The sequence below is a fragment of the Mesorhizobium sp. 131-3-5 genome, assembly GCF_016756575.1.
Classification (GTDB): domain Bacteria; phylum Pseudomonadota; class Alphaproteobacteria; order Rhizobiales; family Rhizobiaceae; genus Mesorhizobium; species Mesorhizobium jarvisii.
Map to the genome: position 1 here is coordinate 399,330 of NZ_AP023254.1, position 20,025 is coordinate 419,354.

At 63.8% G+C, this 20,025-nt stretch carries 17 protein-coding genes; 15 read left to right on the plus strand and 2 right to left on the minus strand.

The genetic code is table 11. The features are described 5' to 3' along the window. Positions 1–91 precede the first annotated feature (91 nt). The 14 genes from puuE to JG747_RS01880 all read left to right on the plus strand — a co-directional run bounded on the left by puuE (position 92) and on the right by JG747_RS01880 (position 16,373). Positions 92–1,510: an allantoinase PuuE gene (gene puuE / locus JG747_RS01815; protein ID WP_038651567.1), complete on the plus strand. Its 1,419-nt coding sequence runs from the start codon at positions 92–94 to the stop codon at positions 1,508–1,510. A gap of 10 nt (positions 1,511–1,520) precedes the next feature. Continuing rightward, a complete protein-coding gene (locus tag JG747_RS01820; protein WP_038651564.1) occupies positions 1,521–2,384 on the plus strand; it encodes a bifunctional allantoicase/(S)-ureidoglycine aminohydrolase in 864 nt (287 codons plus the stop codon). Next, complete coding sequence (locus JG747_RS01825; RefSeq protein ID WP_038651561.1) at positions 2,381–2,872, plus strand: ureidoglycolate lyase; 492 nt, start codon at positions 2,381–2,383, stop codon at positions 2,870–2,872. The genes JG747_RS01820 and JG747_RS01825 overlap by 4 nt, the downstream gene beginning before the upstream one ends. 11 nt (positions 2,873–2,883) lie before the next feature. Next, positions 2,884–3,477 carry a nucleoside deaminase gene (locus JG747_RS01830; protein WP_038651558.1) on the plus strand — a complete coding sequence of 198 codons (594 nt, stop codon included), beginning with the start codon at positions 2,884–2,886 and terminating at the stop codon, positions 3,475–3,477. 97 nt (positions 3,478–3,574) lie between these two features. After that, positions 3,575–5,560: a CocE/NonD family hydrolase gene (locus JG747_RS01835; RefSeq protein ID WP_202361045.1), complete on the plus strand. Its 1,986-nt coding sequence runs from the start codon at positions 3,575–3,577 to the stop codon at positions 5,558–5,560. Between the two features lie 154 nt (positions 5,561–5,714). Beyond that, positions 5,715–7,301, plus strand: coding sequence for an ABC transporter substrate-binding protein (locus tag JG747_RS01840; protein WP_019862713.1), 1,587 nt, complete (start codon positions 5,715–5,717; stop codon positions 7,299–7,301). A 16-nt stretch (positions 7,302–7,317) separates the two neighbouring features. Further along, positions 7,318–8,277, plus strand: coding sequence for an ABC transporter permease (locus JG747_RS01845; protein WP_019862712.1), 960 nt, complete (start codon positions 7,318–7,320; stop codon positions 8,275–8,277). A 10-nt stretch (positions 8,278–8,287) separates the two neighbouring features. Then, entirely contained in the window at positions 8,288–9,112 is an 825-nt protein-coding gene (locus JG747_RS01850) for an ABC transporter permease (protein ID WP_019862711.1), read from the plus strand. Beyond that, positions 9,112–10,767: an ABC transporter ATP-binding protein gene (locus tag JG747_RS01855; protein WP_020629117.1), complete on the plus strand. Its 1,656-nt coding sequence runs from the start codon at positions 9,112–9,114 to the stop codon at positions 10,765–10,767. The genes JG747_RS01850 and JG747_RS01855 overlap by 1 nt, the downstream gene beginning before the upstream one ends. Before the next feature lie 108 nt (positions 10,768–10,875). Then, positions 10,876–12,465, plus strand: coding sequence for an ABC transporter substrate-binding protein (locus tag JG747_RS01860; protein ID WP_069090796.1), 1,590 nt, complete (start codon positions 10,876–10,878; stop codon positions 12,463–12,465). A 115-nt stretch (positions 12,466–12,580) separates the two neighbouring features. Then, positions 12,581–13,420, plus strand: a complete 840-nt coding sequence (locus JG747_RS01865) for an alkaline phosphatase family protein (protein WP_038653702.1) — start codon at positions 12,581–12,583, stop codon at positions 13,418–13,420. Between the two features lie 286 nt (positions 13,421–13,706). Continuing rightward, entirely contained in the window at positions 13,707–14,273 is a 567-nt protein-coding gene (locus JG747_RS01870) for a sigma-70 family RNA polymerase sigma factor (protein WP_202361046.1), read from the plus strand. Beyond that, positions 14,270–14,938 (plus strand): anti-sigma factor, encoded by a 669-nt coding sequence (locus JG747_RS01875; RefSeq protein WP_083246914.1) that lies wholly within the window; start codon positions 14,270–14,272, stop codon positions 14,936–14,938. The genes JG747_RS01870 and JG747_RS01875 overlap by 4 nt, the downstream gene beginning before the upstream one ends. Further along, on the plus strand, positions 14,928–16,373 hold the full coding sequence (locus JG747_RS01880) for a S8 family serine peptidase (RefSeq protein ID WP_069090794.1): 1,446 nt from the start codon (positions 14,928–14,930) through the stop codon (positions 16,371–16,373). The genes JG747_RS01875 and JG747_RS01880 overlap by 11 nt, the downstream gene beginning before the upstream one ends. Before the next feature lie 21 nt (positions 16,374–16,394). Here the strand turns inward: JG747_RS01880 and JG747_RS01885 are convergent, their stop codons facing one another. Together JG747_RS01885 and JG747_RS01890 are read right to left on the minus strand one after the other, a co-directional pair. Then, positions 16,395–17,096 (minus strand): hypothetical protein, encoded by a 702-nt coding sequence (locus JG747_RS01885; RefSeq protein ID WP_171903237.1) that lies wholly within the window; start codon positions 17,094–17,096, stop codon positions 16,395–16,397. 83 nt (positions 17,097–17,179) lie between these two features. Further along, on the minus strand, positions 17,180–18,202 hold the full coding sequence (locus JG747_RS01890; protein WP_027047654.1) for a substrate-binding domain-containing protein: 1,023 nt from the start codon (positions 18,200–18,202) through the stop codon (positions 17,180–17,182). A gap of 361 nt (positions 18,203–18,563) precedes the next feature. On the opposite strand from JG747_RS01890, the gene JG747_RS01895 reads away from it, so the two are divergent. After that, entirely contained in the window at positions 18,564–19,919 is a 1,356-nt protein-coding gene (locus tag JG747_RS01895; protein WP_019862703.1) for an ABC transporter substrate-binding protein, read from the plus strand. Positions 19,920–20,025 lie beyond the last annotated feature (106 nt).

The window sequence follows — 20,025 nt, forward strand, 5'->3', positions numbered from 1 at the left end:
AAAAACACTTTCAAAAATTTCAAGGGAATGCTGAGGCAACCCTTTCGACTATCCTGATCACAGCTTCCGGCAGTGTCCGGCAGGAGGGGCAATGCGTTACGAAAGAGACATGCACGGCTACGGAGCCAATCCACCGGATCCGAAATGGCCCGGCGGGGCGCATGTCGCCGTGCAGTTCGTCGTCAATTACGAAGAGGGCGGCGAGAATTGCGTGCTGCATGGCGACAAGGCGTCGGAAGCCTTCCTGTCGGAGATCGTCGGTGCCGCACCATGGGTGGGACAGCGCCATTGGAACATGGAATCGATCTACGAATATGGCGCGCGGGCCGGCTTCTGGCGGCTGCTGCGTCTGTTCAGCGAACGCCAAGTCCCTGTGACCTGCTACGGCGTCGCCACAGCGTTGGCACGCTCGCCCGACCAGGTCGCGGCCATGCAGGACGCCGGCTGGGAAATCGCCTCGCATGGGCTGCGGTGGATCGACTACCGCGATCATAGCGCCGAGGATGAGCGCCGCGACCTCGATGCGGCAATCAAGCTGCATTACGAAGTGACCGGCCAGCGCCCGACCGGCTGGTATACGGGCCGCACTTCGGTCAACACCGTGCGGCTGGTGGCCGAAGAAGGCGGCTTCGACTACGTCTCCGATACCTATGACGACGAACTGCCTTATTGGTTCGAGCATGCCTGCGGCACGCAGCTCATCATTCCCTATACGCTCGACGCCAACGACATGCGCTTCGCCACGCCGCAGGGCTTCAATTCGGGCGACCAGTTCTTCGCCTATCTCAAGGACAGTTTCGACACGCTCTATGCCGAGGGCAAGGCCGGGCGGCCGCGCATGATGAGTATCGGCCTGCATTGCCGCCTCGTCGGGCGGCCGGGCCGGGTCGCGGCGCTGAAGCGCTTCGTCGACTATGTCAAATCGCATGACAAGGTCTGGCTGGCGCGGCGCATCGACATCGCCAAGCACTGGCAGGAGAACCATCCCTACAAGCCAGCGGCGCTGCGCCCCTCCAAGATGGAATTCGAAACATTCGTCCACACGTTCGGCGGCGTGTTCGAGCATTCGCCCTGGATTGCCGAGCGAGCCTACGAGTTGGAGCTGGGCCCGGCGCACGACACGGCCGGCGGCCTGCACAATGCGCTCTGCCGCATCTTCCGCGCTGCCAGCGAGACCGAGCGGCTGGGTGTGCTCAACGCCCATCCCGATCTTGCCGGCAAGCTGGCCAAGGCCAGGCGGCTGACGGCGGAATCGACCAGGGAACAAGCCTCCGCCGGCCTCGACGCGCTGACCGACAAGGAACGCGAACTGTTCTCCAAGCTCAACGCCGCCTACGTCACCACTTTCGGTTTCCCCTTCATCATCGCGGTCAAGGGCAAGACCAAGGAGGAAATCCTCGCCGAGTTCGAGGCGCGCATCGGAAACAGCCGCGGCGTCGAATTCGAGACCGCCTGCAAACAGGTCGAGCGCATCGCGCTGCTCCGCCTCAGAGACATGCTACCGCAATAGGTTTGAACCCATGGATACGATCAGGATGCCAGAGCGCACCTACTACGCACCACATGGCGGCCATCCCGGCCAATCTGAATTGCTGACAGGCCGCGCCGTCTTCACCGAGGCCTATGCCGTCATCCCCAAGGGCGTGATGCAGGACATCGTCACCAGCGCCTTGCCGTTCTGGGACAAGACCCGCGTCTGGATCCTGTCGCGGCCACTGTCCGGTTTTGCCGAGACATTCTCGCAATACATCGTCGAGGTGGAGCCCGGCGGCGGCAGCGACCGGCCGGAACCCGATGCCGGCGCAGAAGGCGCCCTGTTCGTGGTCGAGGGCGAACTGACCGTTCTGCTTTCCGGCAAGAAGCATGTGTTGCGGCCAGGTGGCTTTGCCTTCCTGCCGCCGGCGAGCGGCTGGACGGTTCGCAACGAGGCCAAGGCGGCGGTCCGCTTCCACTGGATTCGCAAGGCCTACGAAGTGGTCGACGGTCTCGATATGCCGGAAGCCTTCTTCACCAACGAGCAGGATATCGCACCGACGCCGATGCCGGGCACCGAAGGCCGCTGGGCGACGACACGCTTCGTCGACCCGGCCGATTTGCGCCACGACATGCACATGACCATCGTCACGCTCGAGCCGGGCGCGGTCATTCCGTTCGCCGAAACGCATGTGATGGAACACGGCCTCTATGTGCTGGAAGGCAAGGCGGTCTACCGCCTCAACCAGGACTGGGTCGAGGTCGAGGCCGGCGACTATATGTGGCTGCGCGCCTTCTGCCCGCAGGCCTGCTATGCCGGCGGCCCGGGAAAGTTCCGCTATCTGCTCTACAAGGACGTCAACCGGCACGCCAAGCTCGGCGGGGCCGGTATCGGCGGTCGCGCGCGGTGACCCGCATCACAGCACAGAAGCTGACCCGTGAGGCCTTTGCCCCCTTCGGCGATGTCATCGACATGGGTGGCGACAACCACTACCCGATCAATGGCGGCAAGGCTGAGCGCTACCACGATCTGGCGACCGCCGAGGCCACAGGGCCGAACGCGCGCGTGCTGATCTCGATGGTGCGCGGCACGCCTTACGAACTGCCGCTGAAACTGACCATGGTCGAGCGCCACCCCTTCGGCAGCCAGGCCTTCATTCCGCTGTCGCCGCGTCCGTTCCTGGTTGTCGTCTGCCATGACGGCAAGGAGGGGCCGGGCGAGCCGCACGCCTTCATCACCGCGCCCGGACAGGGCATCAACTATTCCCGCAATCTCTGGCACGGCGTGTTGACGCCGCTCGGCGAGCCCCAGGACTTCCTTATCGTCGACCGTGGCGGCGACGGCTCCAACCTCGAAGAGTTCCATTTTTCGCACGCCTACGAGATCCATCTCCCCTGAAAGCTTTCCCCATGACCGATATATCGCTGATCGACCGCCTGCTCGACGTGATCGAGCACGACATCGTGCCGAAGACGGCGGAAGGCGTCGCCCACGGAAACAAGCTGTTCGGCGCGGCGATCCTGCGCAAGGACGACCGTTCGCTGGTGCTGGCCGAAACCAACAACGAGATGGAAAACCCGCTCTGGCACGGCGAGGTGCATTGCCTGAAGCGGTTCTACGAGATGCCGAGGGCCGAGCGCGTCGACACCAAGGATGCGCTGTTCGTCGCCACGCACGAACCCTGCTCGCTCTGCCTGTCGGCGATCACCTGGACGGGCTTCGACAATTTCTACTACCTGTTCAGCCACGAGGATTCGCGCGACAGTTTTGCGATCCCGCACGATCTGAAGATCCTGAAAGAGGTCTTCACCCTCGACCCCGGCGGCTACAATGCCGAGAATGCCTATTGGAAGAGTTTTTCGATCCGCAGGATGGTACGGGCGTTGCCCGAGGCGCAGCGTCAGCGGCTGGAAACGCGCATCGGCAAGATCTCGGCACGCTACGACGAACTGTCCGACGCCTACCAGGCGAGCAAGAGCGAAAACGACATTCCGCTGAACTGAGGTTGTGCCGCAGGTAACGGCACAGGTCGCATAATTCGCTGCTCCAGTCGCGAATGGCGATTGAAACTTGCCGCGCCGCGGGGCGTTATGCGCACCCATGAAAACCATCACCGAATTTCCCCGCAAGGTCGTCGAATTCCCCGATATGGGCATCGTCATGCCGGATGGCTGCCGGCTATCGGCGCGGGTGTGGATGCCGGAGGATGCCGGCGACGAACCAGTGCCTGTCATTCTCGAGCATTTGCCCTACCGCAAGCGCGATGGCACCATCTTTCGCGATCAGCTGACGCATCCCTATTTCGCCGGCCACGGCTACGCCTCGATCCGCGTCGACATGCGCGGCAATGGCGATTCCGAAGGGCTGATGGACGACGAATATTCCGAACAGGAGTTGCAGGATGCCTGCCACGTCATCGCCTGGGCGGCGGCCCAGCCCTGGTGCAACGGCAATGTCGGCATGATGGGCATCTCCTGGGGTGGCTTCAACTGCCTGCAGGTTGCGGCCAAGCAGCCGCCGGCGCTGAAGGCGGTGATCAGCCTGTGCTCGACCGTCGACCGCTACGCCGACGACATCCACTACAAGGGCGGCTGCCTGCTGATCGAGAATTTCGGCTGGGCCTCGACTATGCTCTCCTACTCGTCGCGGCCGCCGGACCCGCTGATCGCCGGCGACAACAGATGGCGCGATCTGTGGCTGACCCGGCTGGAGAACCAGCCCTTCCTTTTGCCGCTGTGGCTCAGCCACCAGCACCGCGACGCCTATTGGAAGCGCGGCTCGATCTGCGAGGATTTTTCGGCCGTCAAGGCCGCCGTGCTGTCGATCGGCGGCTGGCATGACGGCTACCGCAACACGATCTCGCACCTCGTCACCAACATCGAAGCGCCGGTCAAGGGCATTGTCGGCCCCTGGATCCACAAATACCCGCACTATGCCGGACCCCAGCCGGCCATCGGCTTCCTGCAGGAAGCGCTGCGCTGGTGGGACCACTGGCTGAAGGGCGCCGAGACCGGCGTCGAGGACGATCCCGCCTACCGCGCCTATGTGATGGACAGCGTGCGCCCGGCGCGCTGGCATCCCGAGCGGCCCGGCCGTTGGGTGGCCGAGCAACAATGGCCGTCACCCGCGATCAAGACCCAGGCCATCGAACTGCTGCCCAAGGGGAGCAAACCGGCCATCATTGCCTCGCTGCAGAATTGCGGGCTGGCCGGCGGCGAATATTTCCCGTTCACCTTCGGCCCGGAATTGCCGGGCGACCAGCGTCCCGACGATGCCTTGTCTGTCTGTTTCGACCAGCCGGAGCTCACCGAGGCCATCGATATTGTCGGCGCGCCGGAAGTCCAAGTCACTCTCTCCTCCGATCGCCCGCAGGCCAACATCGCGGTGCGGCTGTGCGACGTGCATCCCGACGGCGCTTCCGAACTGATCTCCTATGGCGTGCTCAATTTGACGCATCGCGACTCGCACGAATTCCCGCAGGCCCTGGTGCCTGGCGAGACCGTGTCGGCGCGCGTCGTGCTCGATCAATGCGCCTACCGCGTGCCGACCGGCCACCGCCTGCGCATCGCCGTGTCGAACGCCTATTGGCCCATGATCTGGCCGTCGCCGGAGCCGGTGCAGCTGAGCTTGTCGGCGGCGACACTTGCCTTGCCGCTACGCCCACTGGCAAAAGGCGACGAAGCGACGTTCGCCGAGCCGGAAGGTGCTACGCCCTGGGCGACCGAGACGATCCGTGCCGCCAACTCCGAGCGCCATGTCGATCGCGACGAAAAGACCGGAATCGTCACGCTTTCCATCGCGGATGATTTCGGCGCGGTGCGTGATCTCGACCACGGCCTGGTCAATGGCAGCATCGCCCGCGAGACCTGGGCTATCCATCCTGACAATCCATTGTCGGCCTCGGGGAAAACACACTGGACGCAGACACTGTCGCGAAATGGATGGTCGGTGCGTACCGAGACATGGGCCGAGATGCGATCGGACGCACAAAACTTCATCGTCAGCGCCAGAATCGAGGCCTATGAGGGTGAGAAAATCGTCTTCGAGCGCAATTTCGAGGAGAAAATCCCGCGCACGCTTGTTTGAGCGCCGACACCCTTGGTCCAAATGCGACGTACGATTTACGCCACGGCATGTCGCATTCGGTCTTGCTTACGGCATTGGCTTACCCTCATTATTCAGGGAGAATTAACAACAAAAATCGACCGTAGAGTCGAACCAACAGAGTGAGGAACTCAAAATGTCGAACGAACTGGAATTCCTTAGCCGGCGTGTCGCAGCGGGCAAGCTGAGCCGTCGTGATTTTCTCGGTCGCGCGGCAGCGCTCGGCATTGCCGCACCCTTCGCCAATTCGCTGCTTTCAAGTGCTGCGCGCGCGGCAGGCCCGGTCAAGGGCGGCACGCTGAAGGCCGGCCTGGTCGGCGGTGAATCCACCAACAGCCTCGATCCGGCGCTGATGATGACGCAGGTGCCGTTCGCCTTCGGCAAGTGCTGGGGCGAAATGATCGTCGAACTGTCGCCGGACGGCAAGCTCGAGAACCGCATTGCCGAAGAGATCGGCTCGTCCGACGACGCGAAGACCTGGACCCTGAAAATCCGCGACGGCGTCGAATTCCACAACGGCAAGACCGTGACCGCCGAGGACGTGGCCGCCACGCTGGAGCGCCACTCGGACGAGAAGTCGAAATCCGGCGCGCTCGGCTACATGAAGGGTATCGCGACCATCAAGGCCAGCGGCAAGGAAGTGGTGCTGACGCTGAAGGAGGCCAATGCCGACCTTCCCTACCTGCTCAGCGACTATCACCTGATCGTCCAGCCGAATGGCGGCAAGGACAAGCCCGATGCCGGCATTTCGGCCGGCCCGTATGTGGTCAAGACCAACGAGCCCGGCGTGCGCCATGGCGGCGAGCGTTTCGCCAATTACTGGCAGGGCGACAAGATGGGCCATGCCGACCAGATCGAAGTCATCGTCATCAACGATGCGACGGCGCGCACGGCGGCCCTGCAGGGCGGCCAGGTCAACATGATCAACCGCGTCGAGCCGAAGATCGTCGACCTGATCAAGCGCGTGCCCGGCGTGACCATCCGCAACCATGCGGGTCCGGGCCACTATGTCTTCATCATGCATTGCAACACGGCGCCCTTCGACAACAACGACCTGCGCATGGCGCTGAAGCTCGCCATTGACCGCGAAGAGATGCTGACCAAGGTGCTGCGCGGCTATGGCTCGCTCGGCAACGACTTCCCGATCAACGCGTCCTATCCGCTGTTCACCGAAATCGAGCAGCGCAAGTACGATCCCGACAAGGCCAAGTTCCACTATAAGAAGTCCGGCCATGATGGCACTGTTCTGCTGAGGACTTCGGACGTCGCCTTCCCCGGCGCGGTCGATGCCTCGCAGCTCTTCCAGCAGAGCGCGGCCAAGGCCGGCATCAAGATCGAGCTCAAGCGCGAGCCCGGCGACGGCTACTGGAATGAGGTCTGGAACAAGCAGCCCTTCTGCGCCTCCTACTGGGGCGGACGCTCGACGCAGGACCAGATGTACTCGACCGCCTATCTGTCGACCGCCGACTGGAACGACACGCGTTTCAAGCGCCCGGACTTCGACAAGATGGTGCTGGCGGCGCGCGCCGAGCTCGACGAGGCCAAGCGCAAGCAGATGTACCACGACATGGCCGTCATGGTGCGCGACGAAGGCGGCTTGATCCTGCCGATGTTCAACCAGTTCATCGACGCCACCGGCGCCAAGGTCGATGGCTGGGTGGACGATCCGCACCAGGAACTGATGAACGGCTACGCCCTGGCGAAGTGCTGGCTGCAGGCCTGAGTCCGGCTTTGCGGAGATGTCCTCACCCATCCTGAAGCTAATTGCCCAGCGCGTCGCGCTGGGCATCCTCCTTCTGCTGGCCATTTCGGTCCTGATCTTCGCCGGCACGCAAATCCTGCCCGGCGACGTCGCGCAAGCCATTCTGGGACAATCGGCGACGCCGGAGTCGCTCGCCAATCTGCGCGAACAGCTCGGCCTCAACGACCCGGCCTATGTCAGGTATTTCCACTGGCTCGGCGGCGTGCTGACCGGCGACCTCGGCACTGCCATGTCGAGCGGCCAGGATATCGCCACCTCGATCAAGGGCCGGCTGTGGAACACGCTGTTCCTGGCCTTCTGGGCGGCGGTCGTGGCCGTACCGCTGGCGATCATCCTCGGCCTGATCGCCGTGCGCTACCGCAATGGCTGGGTCGACAAGCTGATCTCCGGGCTGGCGCTCGCCTCGACCTCCTTCCCGGAATTCTTCATCGGCTATCTCCTGGTCTATTTCTTCGCGGTGAAATGGCAGATCTTTCCCGCCATCTCGACCGTCTATGACGGCATGCCCTTTGGCGAGCGCATGCAGGCCATCGCGCTGCCGGCGACGGCCCTGACGCTGGTGGTGCTGGCCCACATGATGCGCATGACCCGAGCCGCGATCCTCAACGTCATGCAGTCGGCCTATGTCGAGACGGCGGAGCTCAAGGGGCTCTCGGCCTTTGCCGTCATCCGCAAGCATGCCTTCCCGAACGCCATCGCGCCGATCATCAACGTCGTCATGCTCAACCTCGCCTATCTCATCGTCGGCGTCGTCGTGGTCGAGGTGATCTTCGTCTATCCCGGCATGGGGCAATATCTGGTGGACCACGTCACCAAGCGCGACGTGCCGGTCGTGCAGGCGGTCGGCCTGATCTTTGCCGCCGTCTACATCAGCCTCAACATCATCGCGGACATTGCGGCGATCGTCGCCAATCCGCGTCTGCGACATCCAAAGTGAGGGGGCGGGCATGCTCGATATAAGACGCATTCCCATCCCCGCCCTGATCGGCCTGGTGCTGACCGCCCTGTTCGTACTGGCGGCGATCTTGGCACCGTGGATCTCGCCGCACGACAATGCCGAGATCGTCGGCGACGTCTGGGAACCAATGTCGGCCGCGCATTGGCTCGGCACCGACAATCTCGGCCGCGATCTCTTGTCGCGCATGATCTACGGCGCCCGCATCACCCTGTTCATCGCCGTGCTGGCCACCGCGCTGTCCTTCTCGCTCGGCGCCATACTCGGTTTCTCGGCGGCGGTGTTCGGCGGCTGGTTCGACACGATCCTGTCGCGCCTCGTCGACCTGCTGATGTCGATCCCGACCCTGATCATGGGCCTGGTCGTGCTCTCCGTGCTGCCGACAAACCTGGTAACGCTGATCCTGGTCATGGGCATTCTCGACTCGACCCGCGTCTACCGCCTGTCGCGCGCGGTCGCCGTCGACATCAACGTCATGGATTATGTCGAGGCGGCAAAACTGCGCGGCGAAGGCAGCGCCTGGATCATCTTCCGCGAAATCCTGCCCAATGCGCTGTCGCCGCTGGTTTCGGAACTCGGCCTGCGCTTCATCTATGCTGTCCTGTTCCTGTCGACGCTGTCCTTCCTCGGCCTTGGCGTGCAACCGCCGGACGCCGACTGGGGCGGCATGGTCAAGGAAAACAAGGACGGCATCGTCTTCGGCATCGCCGCAGCACTCATTCCGGCGGGGGCGATCGCCGCGCTCGCCATCTCGGTCAACCTTGTCGCCGACTGGATTCTCAACCGCACGACAAGCCTGAAGGGAGGACGCGGGTGATGGCCGACAGCAAAGCGAAGCCCGGCGTGCTGCTCGATATCAGGAATCTGCGCATCGAGGCCACGGTCTACCCGCCCGGCGAGGCGCCAAAGAACATCGTGCTGGTGCACGATGTCTCGCTGACGCTGGAAAAGGGCAAGGTGCTGGGCCTGATCGGCGAATCTGGCGCCGGCAAGTCGACCATCGGCCTGTCGTCGATGGGCTATGGCCGCGGCGGCGTGCGCATCACCGGCGGCGAGGTGATCCTCAACGGCCGCGACATCCTGAAGGGCGGCAAGGAAGGTTTCCGCAAACTGCGCGGCCGCGAGGTCTGCTATGTCGCGCAGTCGGCGGCGGCCGCCTTCAACCCGGCGCACCGGCTGATGGACCAGGTGGTGGAAGCCACGCTGCTGCATGGCACGGCGACACGCGCCGAAGCCGAGAAGCGCGCCGTCGCGCTGTTCAAGAAGCTCAGCCTGCCGAACCCTGAAACCATCGGCGAACGCTTTCCGCACCAGGTCTCGGGCGGCCAGCTTCAGCGCGTCATGACGGCAATGGCGCTGTGCTCGGAACCCGACCTGATCGTCTTCGACGAGCCGACAACGGCGCTCGACGTGACGACGCAGATCGACGTGCTGTCGGCGATCAAGGATGCCATCCGCGACACCCATGTGGCGGCGCTCTACATCACCCACGACCTTGCCGTCGTCGCCCAGGTCTCCGACGAGATCATGGTGCTGCGCCATGGCAGGCTGGTCGAATGGGGCGGTACAAGGCAGATCATCAAGGAGCCGCGCCAGGAATACACCAACGCGCTGGTCTCGGTGCATGAGATCGAGCACCAGGAGCAGAACCCCGGCGCCACGCCGTTCCTGTCGGTGAAGAACGTCACCGCCGCCTATGGCGGCGGCCACGTCAAGGTGCTGAAGAACGTCTCGGTCGACATCTACCCCGGCCAGACGCTGGCCGTGGTCGGCGAATCCGGCTCCGGCAAGTCGACGCTGGCGCGCGCCATCACCGGACTTTTGCCGCCCGAACAAGGCACCGTCACCTTCGATGGGCGCCCGCTCGCCAACCGGCTTGCCGACCGGCCGAAGGAAGATCTGCGCCAGTTGCAGATGATCTACCAGATGGCCGACGTGGCGATGAACCCGCGCCAGACCGTCGGCACTATCATCGGCCGGCCGCTCGAATTCTATTTCGGCATGCGCGGCAGGGAACGCGACAAGCGCGTCGCCGAGCTGCTTGACGAGATCGAGATGGGCAAGGGCTTCGTCGACCGCTATCCGGCCGAGCTGTCCGGCGGCCAGAAGCAGCGCGTCTGCATCGCCCGTTCGCTCGCCGCCAAGCCGAAGCTGATCATCTGCGACGAGGTGACCTCGGCGCTCGATCCGCTGGTGGCCAACGGCATCCTCAAGCTGCTGCTCAACCTGCAGCAGCATGAAAAGGTCGCCTATCTCTTCATCACCCACGATCTGGCGACGGTGAAGTCGATCGCCGATTCGATCGCGGTGATGTATCGCGGCGAAGTGGTTCGCTACGGCTCGAAGAGCAAGGTTCTGACGCCGCCCTTCGATGCCTATACCGACCTTCTCCTGTCGTCGGTTCCGGAGATGGAGATCGGCTGGCTGGAAAAGGCGATCAAGGGGCGGCGCATGGCCAGCGCGGGGAACTAGCGACCTGCTGGTCGGGCGGCTGTCGTCATCCAGATGCAACACGAAAGCGCCACACGTCCTTGCGGACGGGCGCTGCCCGTGACGTTGTTTTCAACAGGGGGTAGGAACATGAAGACGGAACTCGACCATCTCGCCGATCTCGCCGGCCAGGGCCGGATATCGCGGCGCGACTTCCTTGGCCGCACGGCGGCACTGGGTGTGTCGGCGGCGCTGGCAACGACGCTGGCCGGGAAAGCCTTCGCACAGACGCCGGTCAAGGGCGGCATCCTCAAGGCCGGCCTGCAGGGCGGCGAGTCGACCAACAGCCTCGACCCCGCGCTGAACCTCAGCCAGGTCACCTTCAGCTTCGGCAAGCAGTGGGGCGAATATCTGGTCCGGCTGATGCCCGACAACAGCCTGACCAATATGATCGCGCAGGAGATCGGCGCATCCAAGGATGCCAAGACCTGGACGATCAAGGTGCGCGACGGCATCGAGTTCCACAACGGCAAGACCGTCACCGCCGAAGACATCGCCGCCACCATCGAGCGCCATGCCGACGAGAAGTCCAAATCCGGTGCGCTCGGCATCCTCAAGAACATCAAGGGCGTCAAGGCAAGCGGCAAGGAAGTCATCGTCACGCTCGGCGATGCCGACGCCGATTTCCCCTATCTGATGGCCGACTACCACCTCGTCATCCAGCCGAATGGCGGCAAGGACAATCCCAATGCCGGCATCAGCGCCGGTCCCTACAAGGTCACCGTCAACCAGCCCGGCGTGCGCCATGGCGGCGAGCGCTTCGCCAATTACTGGCAAGGCGACAAGATGGGCCATGCCGACCAGATCGAGATCGTCGTCATCAATGACGCCACCGCGCGGCTTGCGGCGCTGCAGGGCGGCCAGGTGCACATGATCAACCGCGTCGAGCCCAAGGTCGTCGACCTGGTCAAGCGCATCCCCGGCGTCAGCATCGAGAACGTGTCGGGCAAGGGCTACTACCCGTTCAACATGTTCTGCGACACCGCGCCCTTCGACAACAACGACCTGCGCATGGCGCTGAAACTCGCCATGGACCGCGAGGAAATGCTGACGAAGATCCTGCGCGGCTATGGCTCGGTCGGCAACGACTTCCCGATCAACGAAGCCTACCCGCTGTTTTCGACCGACATCGAACAGCGCAAGTTCGATCCGGAGAAGGCGGCCGCTCTCTACAAGAAGTCGGGCCACAGCGGCTCGATCCTGCTGCGCACTTCCGATGTCGCCTTCCCCGGCGCCGTCGACGCCGCCCAGCTCTATCAGCAGTCCTGCGCCAAGGCCGGCATCAAGATCGAGATCAAGCGCGAGCCCGGCGACGGCTACTGGTCGGAAGTCTGGAACAAGCAGCCCTTCTCGCTCTCCTACTGGGGCGGGCGCGCCACGCAGGACCAGATGTATTCCACCGGCTACGTCTCGACCGCCGACTGGAACGACACGCGCTTCAAGCGGCCGGAATTCGACAAGATGCTGCTTGCGGCGCGCGGCGAGCTCGACCACGCCAAGCGCAAGGCGATCTACCACGACATGGCGGTCCTGATGCGCGACGAGGGCGGCCTGATCGTGCCGTTCTTCAACCAGTTCATCGATGCCGCGACTACCAACAAGATCGGCGGTTTTGCCAAGAGCCCGATCGGCGAGATGATGGATGGCTACGCGCTTGGTGAGTGCTGGCTCAACGCTTAGCCGGACCCTGCCTGTCTGATTCACGTGCCCCGTCTGATTTACATACAAGAACGCCGTGTGCCAGAAACGGCACGCGGCGTTCCCGTTTCAACAGCCAGACATCATGGAGCAGCCCATGGCGCTCAAATCCAAGCTTCTGCTGATCATCCTCGACGGCGTTCCCTATCGCAACTGGCGCCGGCTGATGGGCAATCTCGAAGGCTGGGTGCAATCGGGTGAAGCGCGGGTCTGGAAGATGCGCTCGGTGCTGCCGTCGACCTCGGCCTGCTGCTATGCCTCGATCCACACCGGCGTGTCGCCGCAGGTGCATGGCATCCTTTCCAATGAGAATCGGTTCCGCGTCGGGCAGCCCGACATCTTCTCCGAAGTCAGCAAGGCCGGCGGCAGGACCGGGGCGGTCACCCACTCCTACTGGTCGGAATTCTTCCGCTCCCACCCGTTCGACCTGGTCGAGGACATGGAGTATGACGAGCCGGGTGGGCCGATCACGCATGGCCGCTTCCACACCATGACCGGCTACAACGCCCGCAACCAGATGACGCCGAGCGACGTCGATTTGTTCGCGACGCTGACCATGCTGACCAAACGCCACGGCATCGACTACGGCATCCTGCACACCTGCACGCTGGACTCCATGGGCCATCGCTTCGGCCATGACTGCCACGAGATGGACCATGCCGTCTACGCGATGGACGGCATGCTGGCCGCCTTCCTGCCGGGCTGGATCGCGGCCGGCTACGAGGTGATGGTCACCGCCGACCATGGCCAGACCGACCGCGGCCACCATGGCGGCCATGATGACGAGATGCAGGATTTCGCGCTGTATTATTTCGGACAAGGCCAAGGGCCTGAAGCCGATACGCTGCTCGACCAGCTGCAGCTGGCGCCGACGGTGCTGAGCCGGCTCGGCGTGCCGGTACCGGCGACGATGAAGGCGAAGCCTTTCTTGGGTTGAGCGGGTCGCCTTTCCTTCTCCCCTTGCGGGAGAAGGTGGCCTCGCGAAGCGAGGTCGGATGAGGGGTGTTCCGGGAAAAGCCAACGTCTCACTCCGCTGGAGCACCCCTCATCCGTCTCGGCGCTGCGCGCCGATCCACCTTCCCCCACAAGGGGGGGAAGGAAAGGCGTCCCTACTGGCAACCGCCCCGTTCTTCAGTTAGCCTCCGCAAATTCCTTGGCGGAGGATGAACCTTTTTGGACCGACCGGCGACAGAGCAGACAGGAGCCAGGCGGCTCGACCGGCCATGACGGCAGCGACGGAGACAGATCGCGCGCTCGTCGACCGGGTCGCGAAGGGCGACCGTGCCGCCGTGCGGCTCCTGTTCATGCGTCACCACGCGCGGGTCTACCGCTTCGTGGCGCGCCAGACGGGATCGGAAATGATGGCTGACGATATCGCGAACGAGGTGTTCCTTGAGCTGTGGCGCCAGGCGCCAGGCTTCGAGGGGCGTTCCGAAGTCTCGACATGGCTGCTCGGCATCGCCCGGTTCAAGGCGCTGTCGCTGCTGCGCAAGAAGAAGGAAGACTGGGTCGACGACGAGGCGGCCGCCGCGGTGCCGGACAGCGCCGACACGCCGGAGGTCGTCACCATGAAAGAGGACAAGGCCGCCGCCTTGCGCCGCTTTATCGACGCCTTGCCCGAAGAACACCGCACGGTGATCGACCTTGCCTATTATCACGGACAGTCGGTAACCGAGATCGGCGAGGTGCTCGCCATCCCGGTCGCGACGGTCAAGACCCGGATGTTCTACGCCCGCAAGAAACTCGGCGAGGCCCTCAAGGCCGCCGGTTACGACAGGGGGTGGCCATGAGCGCCGCTGAAAAAATGTCGCGCCGCGACGAAATGGAAACGCTGCTGCCGTTCTACCTGAACGGCTCGCTGGAAGGTTCCGACCTCGAAGCCGTCGAGGAGTGGCTGGCGACCGATCCGGCGGCGATGGCAGCCCTTGGCGAGGCCGAAGCCGAATTCTCCGGCACATCGGCGGCCAATGAAGCCATCCGCCCGCCCGCCGACGCGCTCAGCCGCTTCGCCAAGGCACTCGACGCCGAGGCCGGACCCGCGCGCAAGCCAGCAGGTTCGTCCTGGCTGGCGCATGCCTGGGCCCGCTTCATGGCGGTGCCCGTCGGCGTCGCCTGGGCGGCGGCCGCGGTCCTGCTTTTGCTGATCGCGGTGCAGTCCCTGGTGCAGCCCGGCGGCAAGGGCAAGGATTTCGAAATCGCCGGCGCGCAAGACGACCTGGCGAAAATGCCGTTCGCCCTGGTCAAGTTCAAACCGGATGCGAAGATGTCGGACATTTCGGCATTCCTCGGCAGCAACGGGCTGAAGGTCATCGGTGGACCGACCGCGGACAGCGTGTTCCGGATCGGCATTCCCGCCGCCAACGCAGCCGACTATGCCAAGCAGCTCAGCCTTATTGCCGCCCAGCCATTCGCCGACACTGTGATCGAGGGAAGGAAACCGGTTAATGGCGGCTGAGGCGGCCCTTCGATTTGCGGCGATCCTGGCGGCGGCGATGACAATCGCCGCCGTGCCTGCGTCGGCACAGACCAATGCCGCCAAGGGCGACCAGACGAAAACCGACTGCCGAAACGGCAGCAACGCGGCCGGCGCCGACTGCGCCAAGGACGGCAGCGCCAGCGACAATGCCGGCGGTGCGGGTCCTGACCAGGCGGCCGCCGTCTTTCTTCCCGCCCTGATCGTCGACCTGTTTCCCAATCCGGTCGCGCCTCCGGCACCGGTGCCGACGCCGCAGCCGGAGCCGGTCACGCCGCCCGGTAACAATCAGGCCGGCCCGCCGGCCGGCGGGCCGATCGTCTCGCCGACCGATCTCGTCGCCGTCCAGCCGCCGCGCGCCGTGGCCGGCGAGTTTGTGCCCGACGAGGTGCTGGTGACGGTTGACGGCGATGCCGGCGCCGTGCAGCAGATCGCCGCCTCCTTCGGCCTCGAAGTGCGCTCGCAGCGCCAGTCACGCCTGCTCGGCACCACTTTGGTACGCTTCGGCATTCCCGACGGTCGTCCCGTCGGCGTCGTGCTGGCCCAACTTGCCGCCGACGGCCGCACGCAGCGGCGCGAGCCCAACCACATCTATTCGCTGCAGCAGGCCGCCGGCATCGTCAACTATGCCTTTGACCGCATCGCGCTCGATGCCAAACAGGCGAGCGGCCAAAACGTCCGCGTTGCCGTCATCGATACCGGCATCGACGACAGCAATCCGGCGCTGGCCGGTGTCATCGCCGCGCAGTTCGACGCCATGCCCGACGTGCCGGTCGAAAAGCGTGATCATGGCACCTCGATCGACGGGCTGATCGCCGGCGTCGGCGCCCTGGAAGGCATGGCGCCGGGCGCCAGGATCTACCACGCCCGCGCCTTCGAAGGCGGCAAGTCGACCATGGATGTCATCCTGTCGGCGCTCGACTGGGCGGCGGAACAGAATGTCAGCATCATCAATATGAGCTTCGTCGGACCGAAGAACGACCTGCTCGGCGCCGCCTGCCGCAATGCCCGCGCGCTCGGCATGGTGCTGGTCGCCGCCGCCGGCAACAACGGACCGAAAGCACCCTATGGCTACCCGGCCGCCTTCGACGGCGTCATCGCGGTGACCGCGACCGACGCCAAGGACGCTCTGATGCCGCAGGCCAATCGCGGCGCCTATGTCTTCATCTCGGCGCCCGGCGTCGAGATGGTGGCGCCAAGCGGCGCCGGCTCGGATGTCGTTACCGGCACCTCTTTCGCCGCGGCGATCCTCAGCGGCGCCATCGCCAATCTCCTCCATGCTTCGCCTGGCCGCTCGGCCGACGACATCGAGAAAGCGCTGGCAGCCACCGCCAAGGATCTCGGCCCAAAGGGGCGCGACAATGATTTTGGCTACGGGCTGCTGGACATCAAGGCGGCCGAGGCGGCGAATGAGTGAATTTTCCTCTGAGCTTCCGGTCTATGCCGCCGGGAGCTGCCGGGTTCGGCCGATCTGCAGAAGCAACGCGGATGCGAGACAAAGCCCAACGACCGCCAGCCCTGAGATAACAAGCCATCGCATCAATGCCGCCTGCTCGTCATGGCCGATGACGCGGTAGAGACCGTTGATCTCGACCATTTCCGTGTCGGAGAGCCGCTTCTTGGGCAGTGTTTGGTCGGTGTAGAAATGTTTGGTCATCGCGTTGAATTCGAGTTCGCTGCCGATGAACATTTCGGTGGGGTTCAGGTCTGACGTGACATGACCCTCATAGAGGCGTTCCTGTGTGGTCCGGATGTCGACATTGTTGAAGTCCGGCTTGGTCGCACCCGCATGAAACCAGCCTGGCGAAAACACCGTGAATGACCCGGACCGAGGCAGATGTGTAATCGGTTGGTTGACGATTTCGACCACTTTCTGTTCGGTCCGCGCGGCTTCCGCATTTGCCTTCCCGATCCCTGGCAACGTCCAGAAGATCCCAGCGCCGACCGTCAGCAAAAGGCCCGTTAAGCCAAGCAGAAACACGATATGGCCGACAGGGCGCGTCGGTCTTGCGGTGCGCCCAATCGGGGCCGCCGGGACGCGACTCTCGCGCCCGCGCCGGCCGAAAACCGCGCTGGGCTGATCGGTGTTCATCCGCCCATGTTGGAGCAGGCGGGCTAATGCGGCGTTAATAGGATCCATGTGAGGTGATCCCGGTCCGGACTAAGGGATACGCAGGGCGCAAACAGGGCGCACCCGACCCCTGATCGAGGTCAGGTCCTAGACTAGGCCGGCGCTCCCGCAACCGATCCCCTGATCACCAGATCGACCGGCCAGACTTCGCCGCGGGCGCCTTCTTCCAGCCCTGAAATCCGCGCCGCCAGCCGCTCTGCGACGCGGGCGCCGGCAAGGCGGATGGACGAGCGCGTCGTCGACAGCGGCACGGAAAAATTTTCCGGCTTCAACCAGGGGAAGACGTCGTCATGGGCGATCAGCGAGACATCGCCGGGAATGGTGAGGCCTAGGTCGCGCACCGCGCGCACGACGCCCAGCGCCATGATCAGGCTGGAGCAGGCGATTGCCGTCGGCGCATCGCCCTCCTCGAGCAGACGCCTGGTGGCGCGATAGCCGTTCTCTTCGGTCATGACCACAGAACAAACATGGCGTTCGCCCAGGCTCAGCCCACTTGCCGCGAGCGCCCGGCGCACGCCGCGCTCGCGATGGATGGCGAAGGTCTCGCGGTCGTCGCCATTGATCAGCGCCAGCCGCCGGTGGCCGAGCTGGACCAGCAGCCGCGCCGCTTCGTGGAATGCGCCCTCATTGTCGATGTCGAGATAGGGATAGTCGAAATCGAAGCCTTCGCTGCGGCCATGGACGAGGAAGGGAATGCCGAGCGTGCTGACCAGCGCCACCCGACTGTCCTGCGGCCGCGGCGAGGAGATATAGACGGCATCGACCTGCCGGTTGGCGACGATGCGCCGATAGGTCGTCTCCTGGTCGTCGGCATCGGCCGGCGACAGCACGAGGTCAAGCTCGTGCGAGCGGGCATAGTCGCCGAGGCCCGACAGGAACTCGACAAAATGCGGATCGATGTCGACGGCCGCGCCGGTCGGCAGGACATAACCGATCATGCCGGATTTGCCAGTCGCCAGCCGCCGCGCGCTGGGATTAGGGCGATAGCCATGGCGCTTGGCGGCGTCCATGACGCGCCTGCGCGTTTCCTCGTTGACCTCCGGGTAGCCGTTCAATGCCCGGCTTACCGTGGTCTGCGAAAGCGCCAGCATATGCGCGAGCTGCTTGAGGTTCACAACGGTCTCCATTCCCTCAAAGCGCTTTTAAATTGAATCGACCCAATCACCACAAGGGCGCGACGATATCGAGATGACCATAGTCGGGGTTGGGGCCAGTTTGAAACGAAAATTGCTGTTGCGCTGCCAAAAAAGCATGCTGCGCTGCACTTTTCGGCGACAAAATTCGCTAGATTAAATCGATTAGCTACCGAGCCTCTTGACTTTCGGATGATTCAATGGCGTGATCGGAAAAGCCAAAGCGCTTTGGAAGACTCTTCGAAAGGTTGCGGTTCCCTTGCGACTGAGTCACAGTCCTGCGGCGTCGGCGGGCGGAATGGAGGTTCCGTCCGGTGTGTGTGACCCACTGGGAGGAATACCGATGAAGAAAATGCTTTTGCTGGGTGTTGCGTTTGCCACGTTCGCCCTGAATGCGCCTGCGCATGCCGAACTGAAGTTCAAGCCGGGCGAGGACAAGCGCTTCAACTGGGCAAACTTTGAAGACCTCAAGAAAGTCGACCTCAAGGGCGAGACCCTGACCATCTTCGGGCCGTGGCGCGGCGAGGATGAGACGCTTGTCCGTTCGGTGCTTGACTATTTCTCCGAGGCGACCGGGGCGGAGGTGAAATACTCCTCGTCCGAAAACTACGAGCAGCAGATCGTCATCGACACCCAGGCCGGCAGCCCGCCGAACATCGCCGTCCTGCCGCAGCCGGGCCTTATCCAGGATCTTGCTTCCAAAGGTGTGCTGACCCCGCTGGGCGACGACGTCGCCGCCTGGATCAAGGAGAACTACGCCGCCGGCGACTCCTGGGCCAAACTAGGCACCTATACCGGCAAGGACGGCAAGTCGGCTTTCTATGCCTTTCCCTACAAGATCGACGTGAAGGGGCTGGTCTGGTACTCGCCCGACAATTTCCAGGAAGCCGGCTACAAGGTGCCGAAGACCCAGGAGGAACTGGCCGAGCTCGAAAAGAAGATCATCGCCGATGGCGGTAAGCCCTGGTGCATCGGGCTTGGTTCTGGCGGCGCGACCGGATGGCCGGCGACCGACTGGGTCGAGGACATCATGCTCAGGACGCAGCCGCCGGAAGTCTATGACAAGTGGGTCAAGAACGAGATCCCGTTCACCGATCCGGCGGTGGTCAACGCCATCGACATCTTCGGCAAGATCGCCACCGACGACAAGATGGTCGATGGCGGCGCCAAGGCGGTGGCCGCGACCGACTTCCGCGACAGCCCGAAGGGCCTCTTTACCGTGCCGCCGAAGTGCTACATGCACCATCAGGCATCGTTCATCCCCTCCTTCTTCCCGGAGGGCGTGAAGCTCGGCCAGGACGCGGACTTCTTCCCCTACCCGCCCTACGCCTCCAAGCCGGAACTCGGCACACCCCTGGAGGTCGCCGGAACGCTGGTGATGATCACCAAGGATTCCAAGGCATCGCGCGAGTTCATCAAGTTCCTCGAAATGCCGCTCGCACATGAATTGTGGATGGCGCAGAAGAGCTTCGTCACCCCCTTCAAGGGCGCCAATAAGGATGCCTATGGCAGCGATGCGCTGAAGAAGCAGGGCGAGATCCTGGTCGGAGCGACGACTGTCCGCTTCGACGGCTCCGACCTGATGCCCGGCAAGGTCGGCGCGGGCTCGTTCTGGACGGGCATGATCGATCTGGTCGGCGGCAAATCTGCCCAGGACGTGGCCGCCGACATCCAGAAGAGCTGGGACGCAATCAAGTAGGTCGCTACAGGCTAGCTAAAACCTTACTGATCCTCCTGCAGGATCCGGGCCACGGCCCGGGTCCGACCGGCGGCATACGCCGGAAGCCTTCGCGTTTCGATTGTTC

Bases quoted from the DNA above. Each gene is read 5' to 3' on its own strand.
- puuE (WP_038651567.1), top strand. From the start codon at position 92: ATGCGTTACGAAAGAGACATGCACGGCTACGGAGCCAATCCACCGGAT.
- JG747_RS01820 (WP_038651564.1), top strand. From the start codon at position 1,521: ATGGATACGATCAGGATGCCAGAGCGCACCTACTACGCACCACATGGC.
- JG747_RS01830 (WP_038651558.1), top strand. From the start codon at position 2,884: ATGACCGATATATCGCTGATCGACCGCCTGCTCGACGTGATCGAGCAC.
- JG747_RS01835 (WP_202361045.1), top strand. From the start codon at position 3,575: ATGAAAACCATCACCGAATTTCCCCGCAAGGTCGTCGAATTCCCCGAT.
- JG747_RS01840 (WP_019862713.1), top strand. From the start codon at position 5,715: ATGTCGAACGAACTGGAATTCCTTAGCCGGCGTGTCGCAGCGGGCAAG.
- JG747_RS01845 (WP_019862712.1), top strand. From the start codon at position 7,318: ATGTCCTCACCCATCCTGAAGCTAATTGCCCAGCGCGTCGCGCTGGGC.
- JG747_RS01850 (WP_019862711.1), top strand. From the start codon at position 8,288: ATGCTCGATATAAGACGCATTCCCATCCCCGCCCTGATCGGCCTGGTG.
- JG747_RS01855 (WP_020629117.1), top strand. From the start codon at position 9,112: ATGGCCGACAGCAAAGCGAAGCCCGGCGTGCTGCTCGATATCAGGAAT.
- JG747_RS01860 (WP_069090796.1), top strand. From the start codon at position 10,876: ATGAAGACGGAACTCGACCATCTCGCCGATCTCGCCGGCCAGGGCCGG.
- JG747_RS01865 (WP_038653702.1), top strand. From the start codon at position 12,581: ATGGCGCTCAAATCCAAGCTTCTGCTGATCATCCTCGACGGCGTTCCC.
- JG747_RS01870 (WP_202361046.1), top strand. From the start codon at position 13,707: ATGACGGCAGCGACGGAGACAGATCGCGCGCTCGTCGACCGGGTCGCG.
- JG747_RS01875 (WP_083246914.1), top strand. From the start codon at position 14,270: ATGAGCGCCGCTGAAAAAATGTCGCGCCGCGACGAAATGGAAACGCTG.
- JG747_RS01880 (WP_069090794.1), top strand. From the start codon at position 14,928: ATGGCGGCTGAGGCGGCCCTTCGATTTGCGGCGATCCTGGCGGCGGCG.
- JG747_RS01885 (WP_171903237.1), bottom strand. From the start codon at position 17,096: ATGGATCCTATTAACGCCGCATTAGCCCGCCTGCTCCAACATGGGCGG.
- JG747_RS01895 (WP_019862703.1), top strand. From the start codon at position 18,564: ATGAAGAAAATGCTTTTGCTGGGTGTTGCGTTTGCCACGTTCGCCCTG.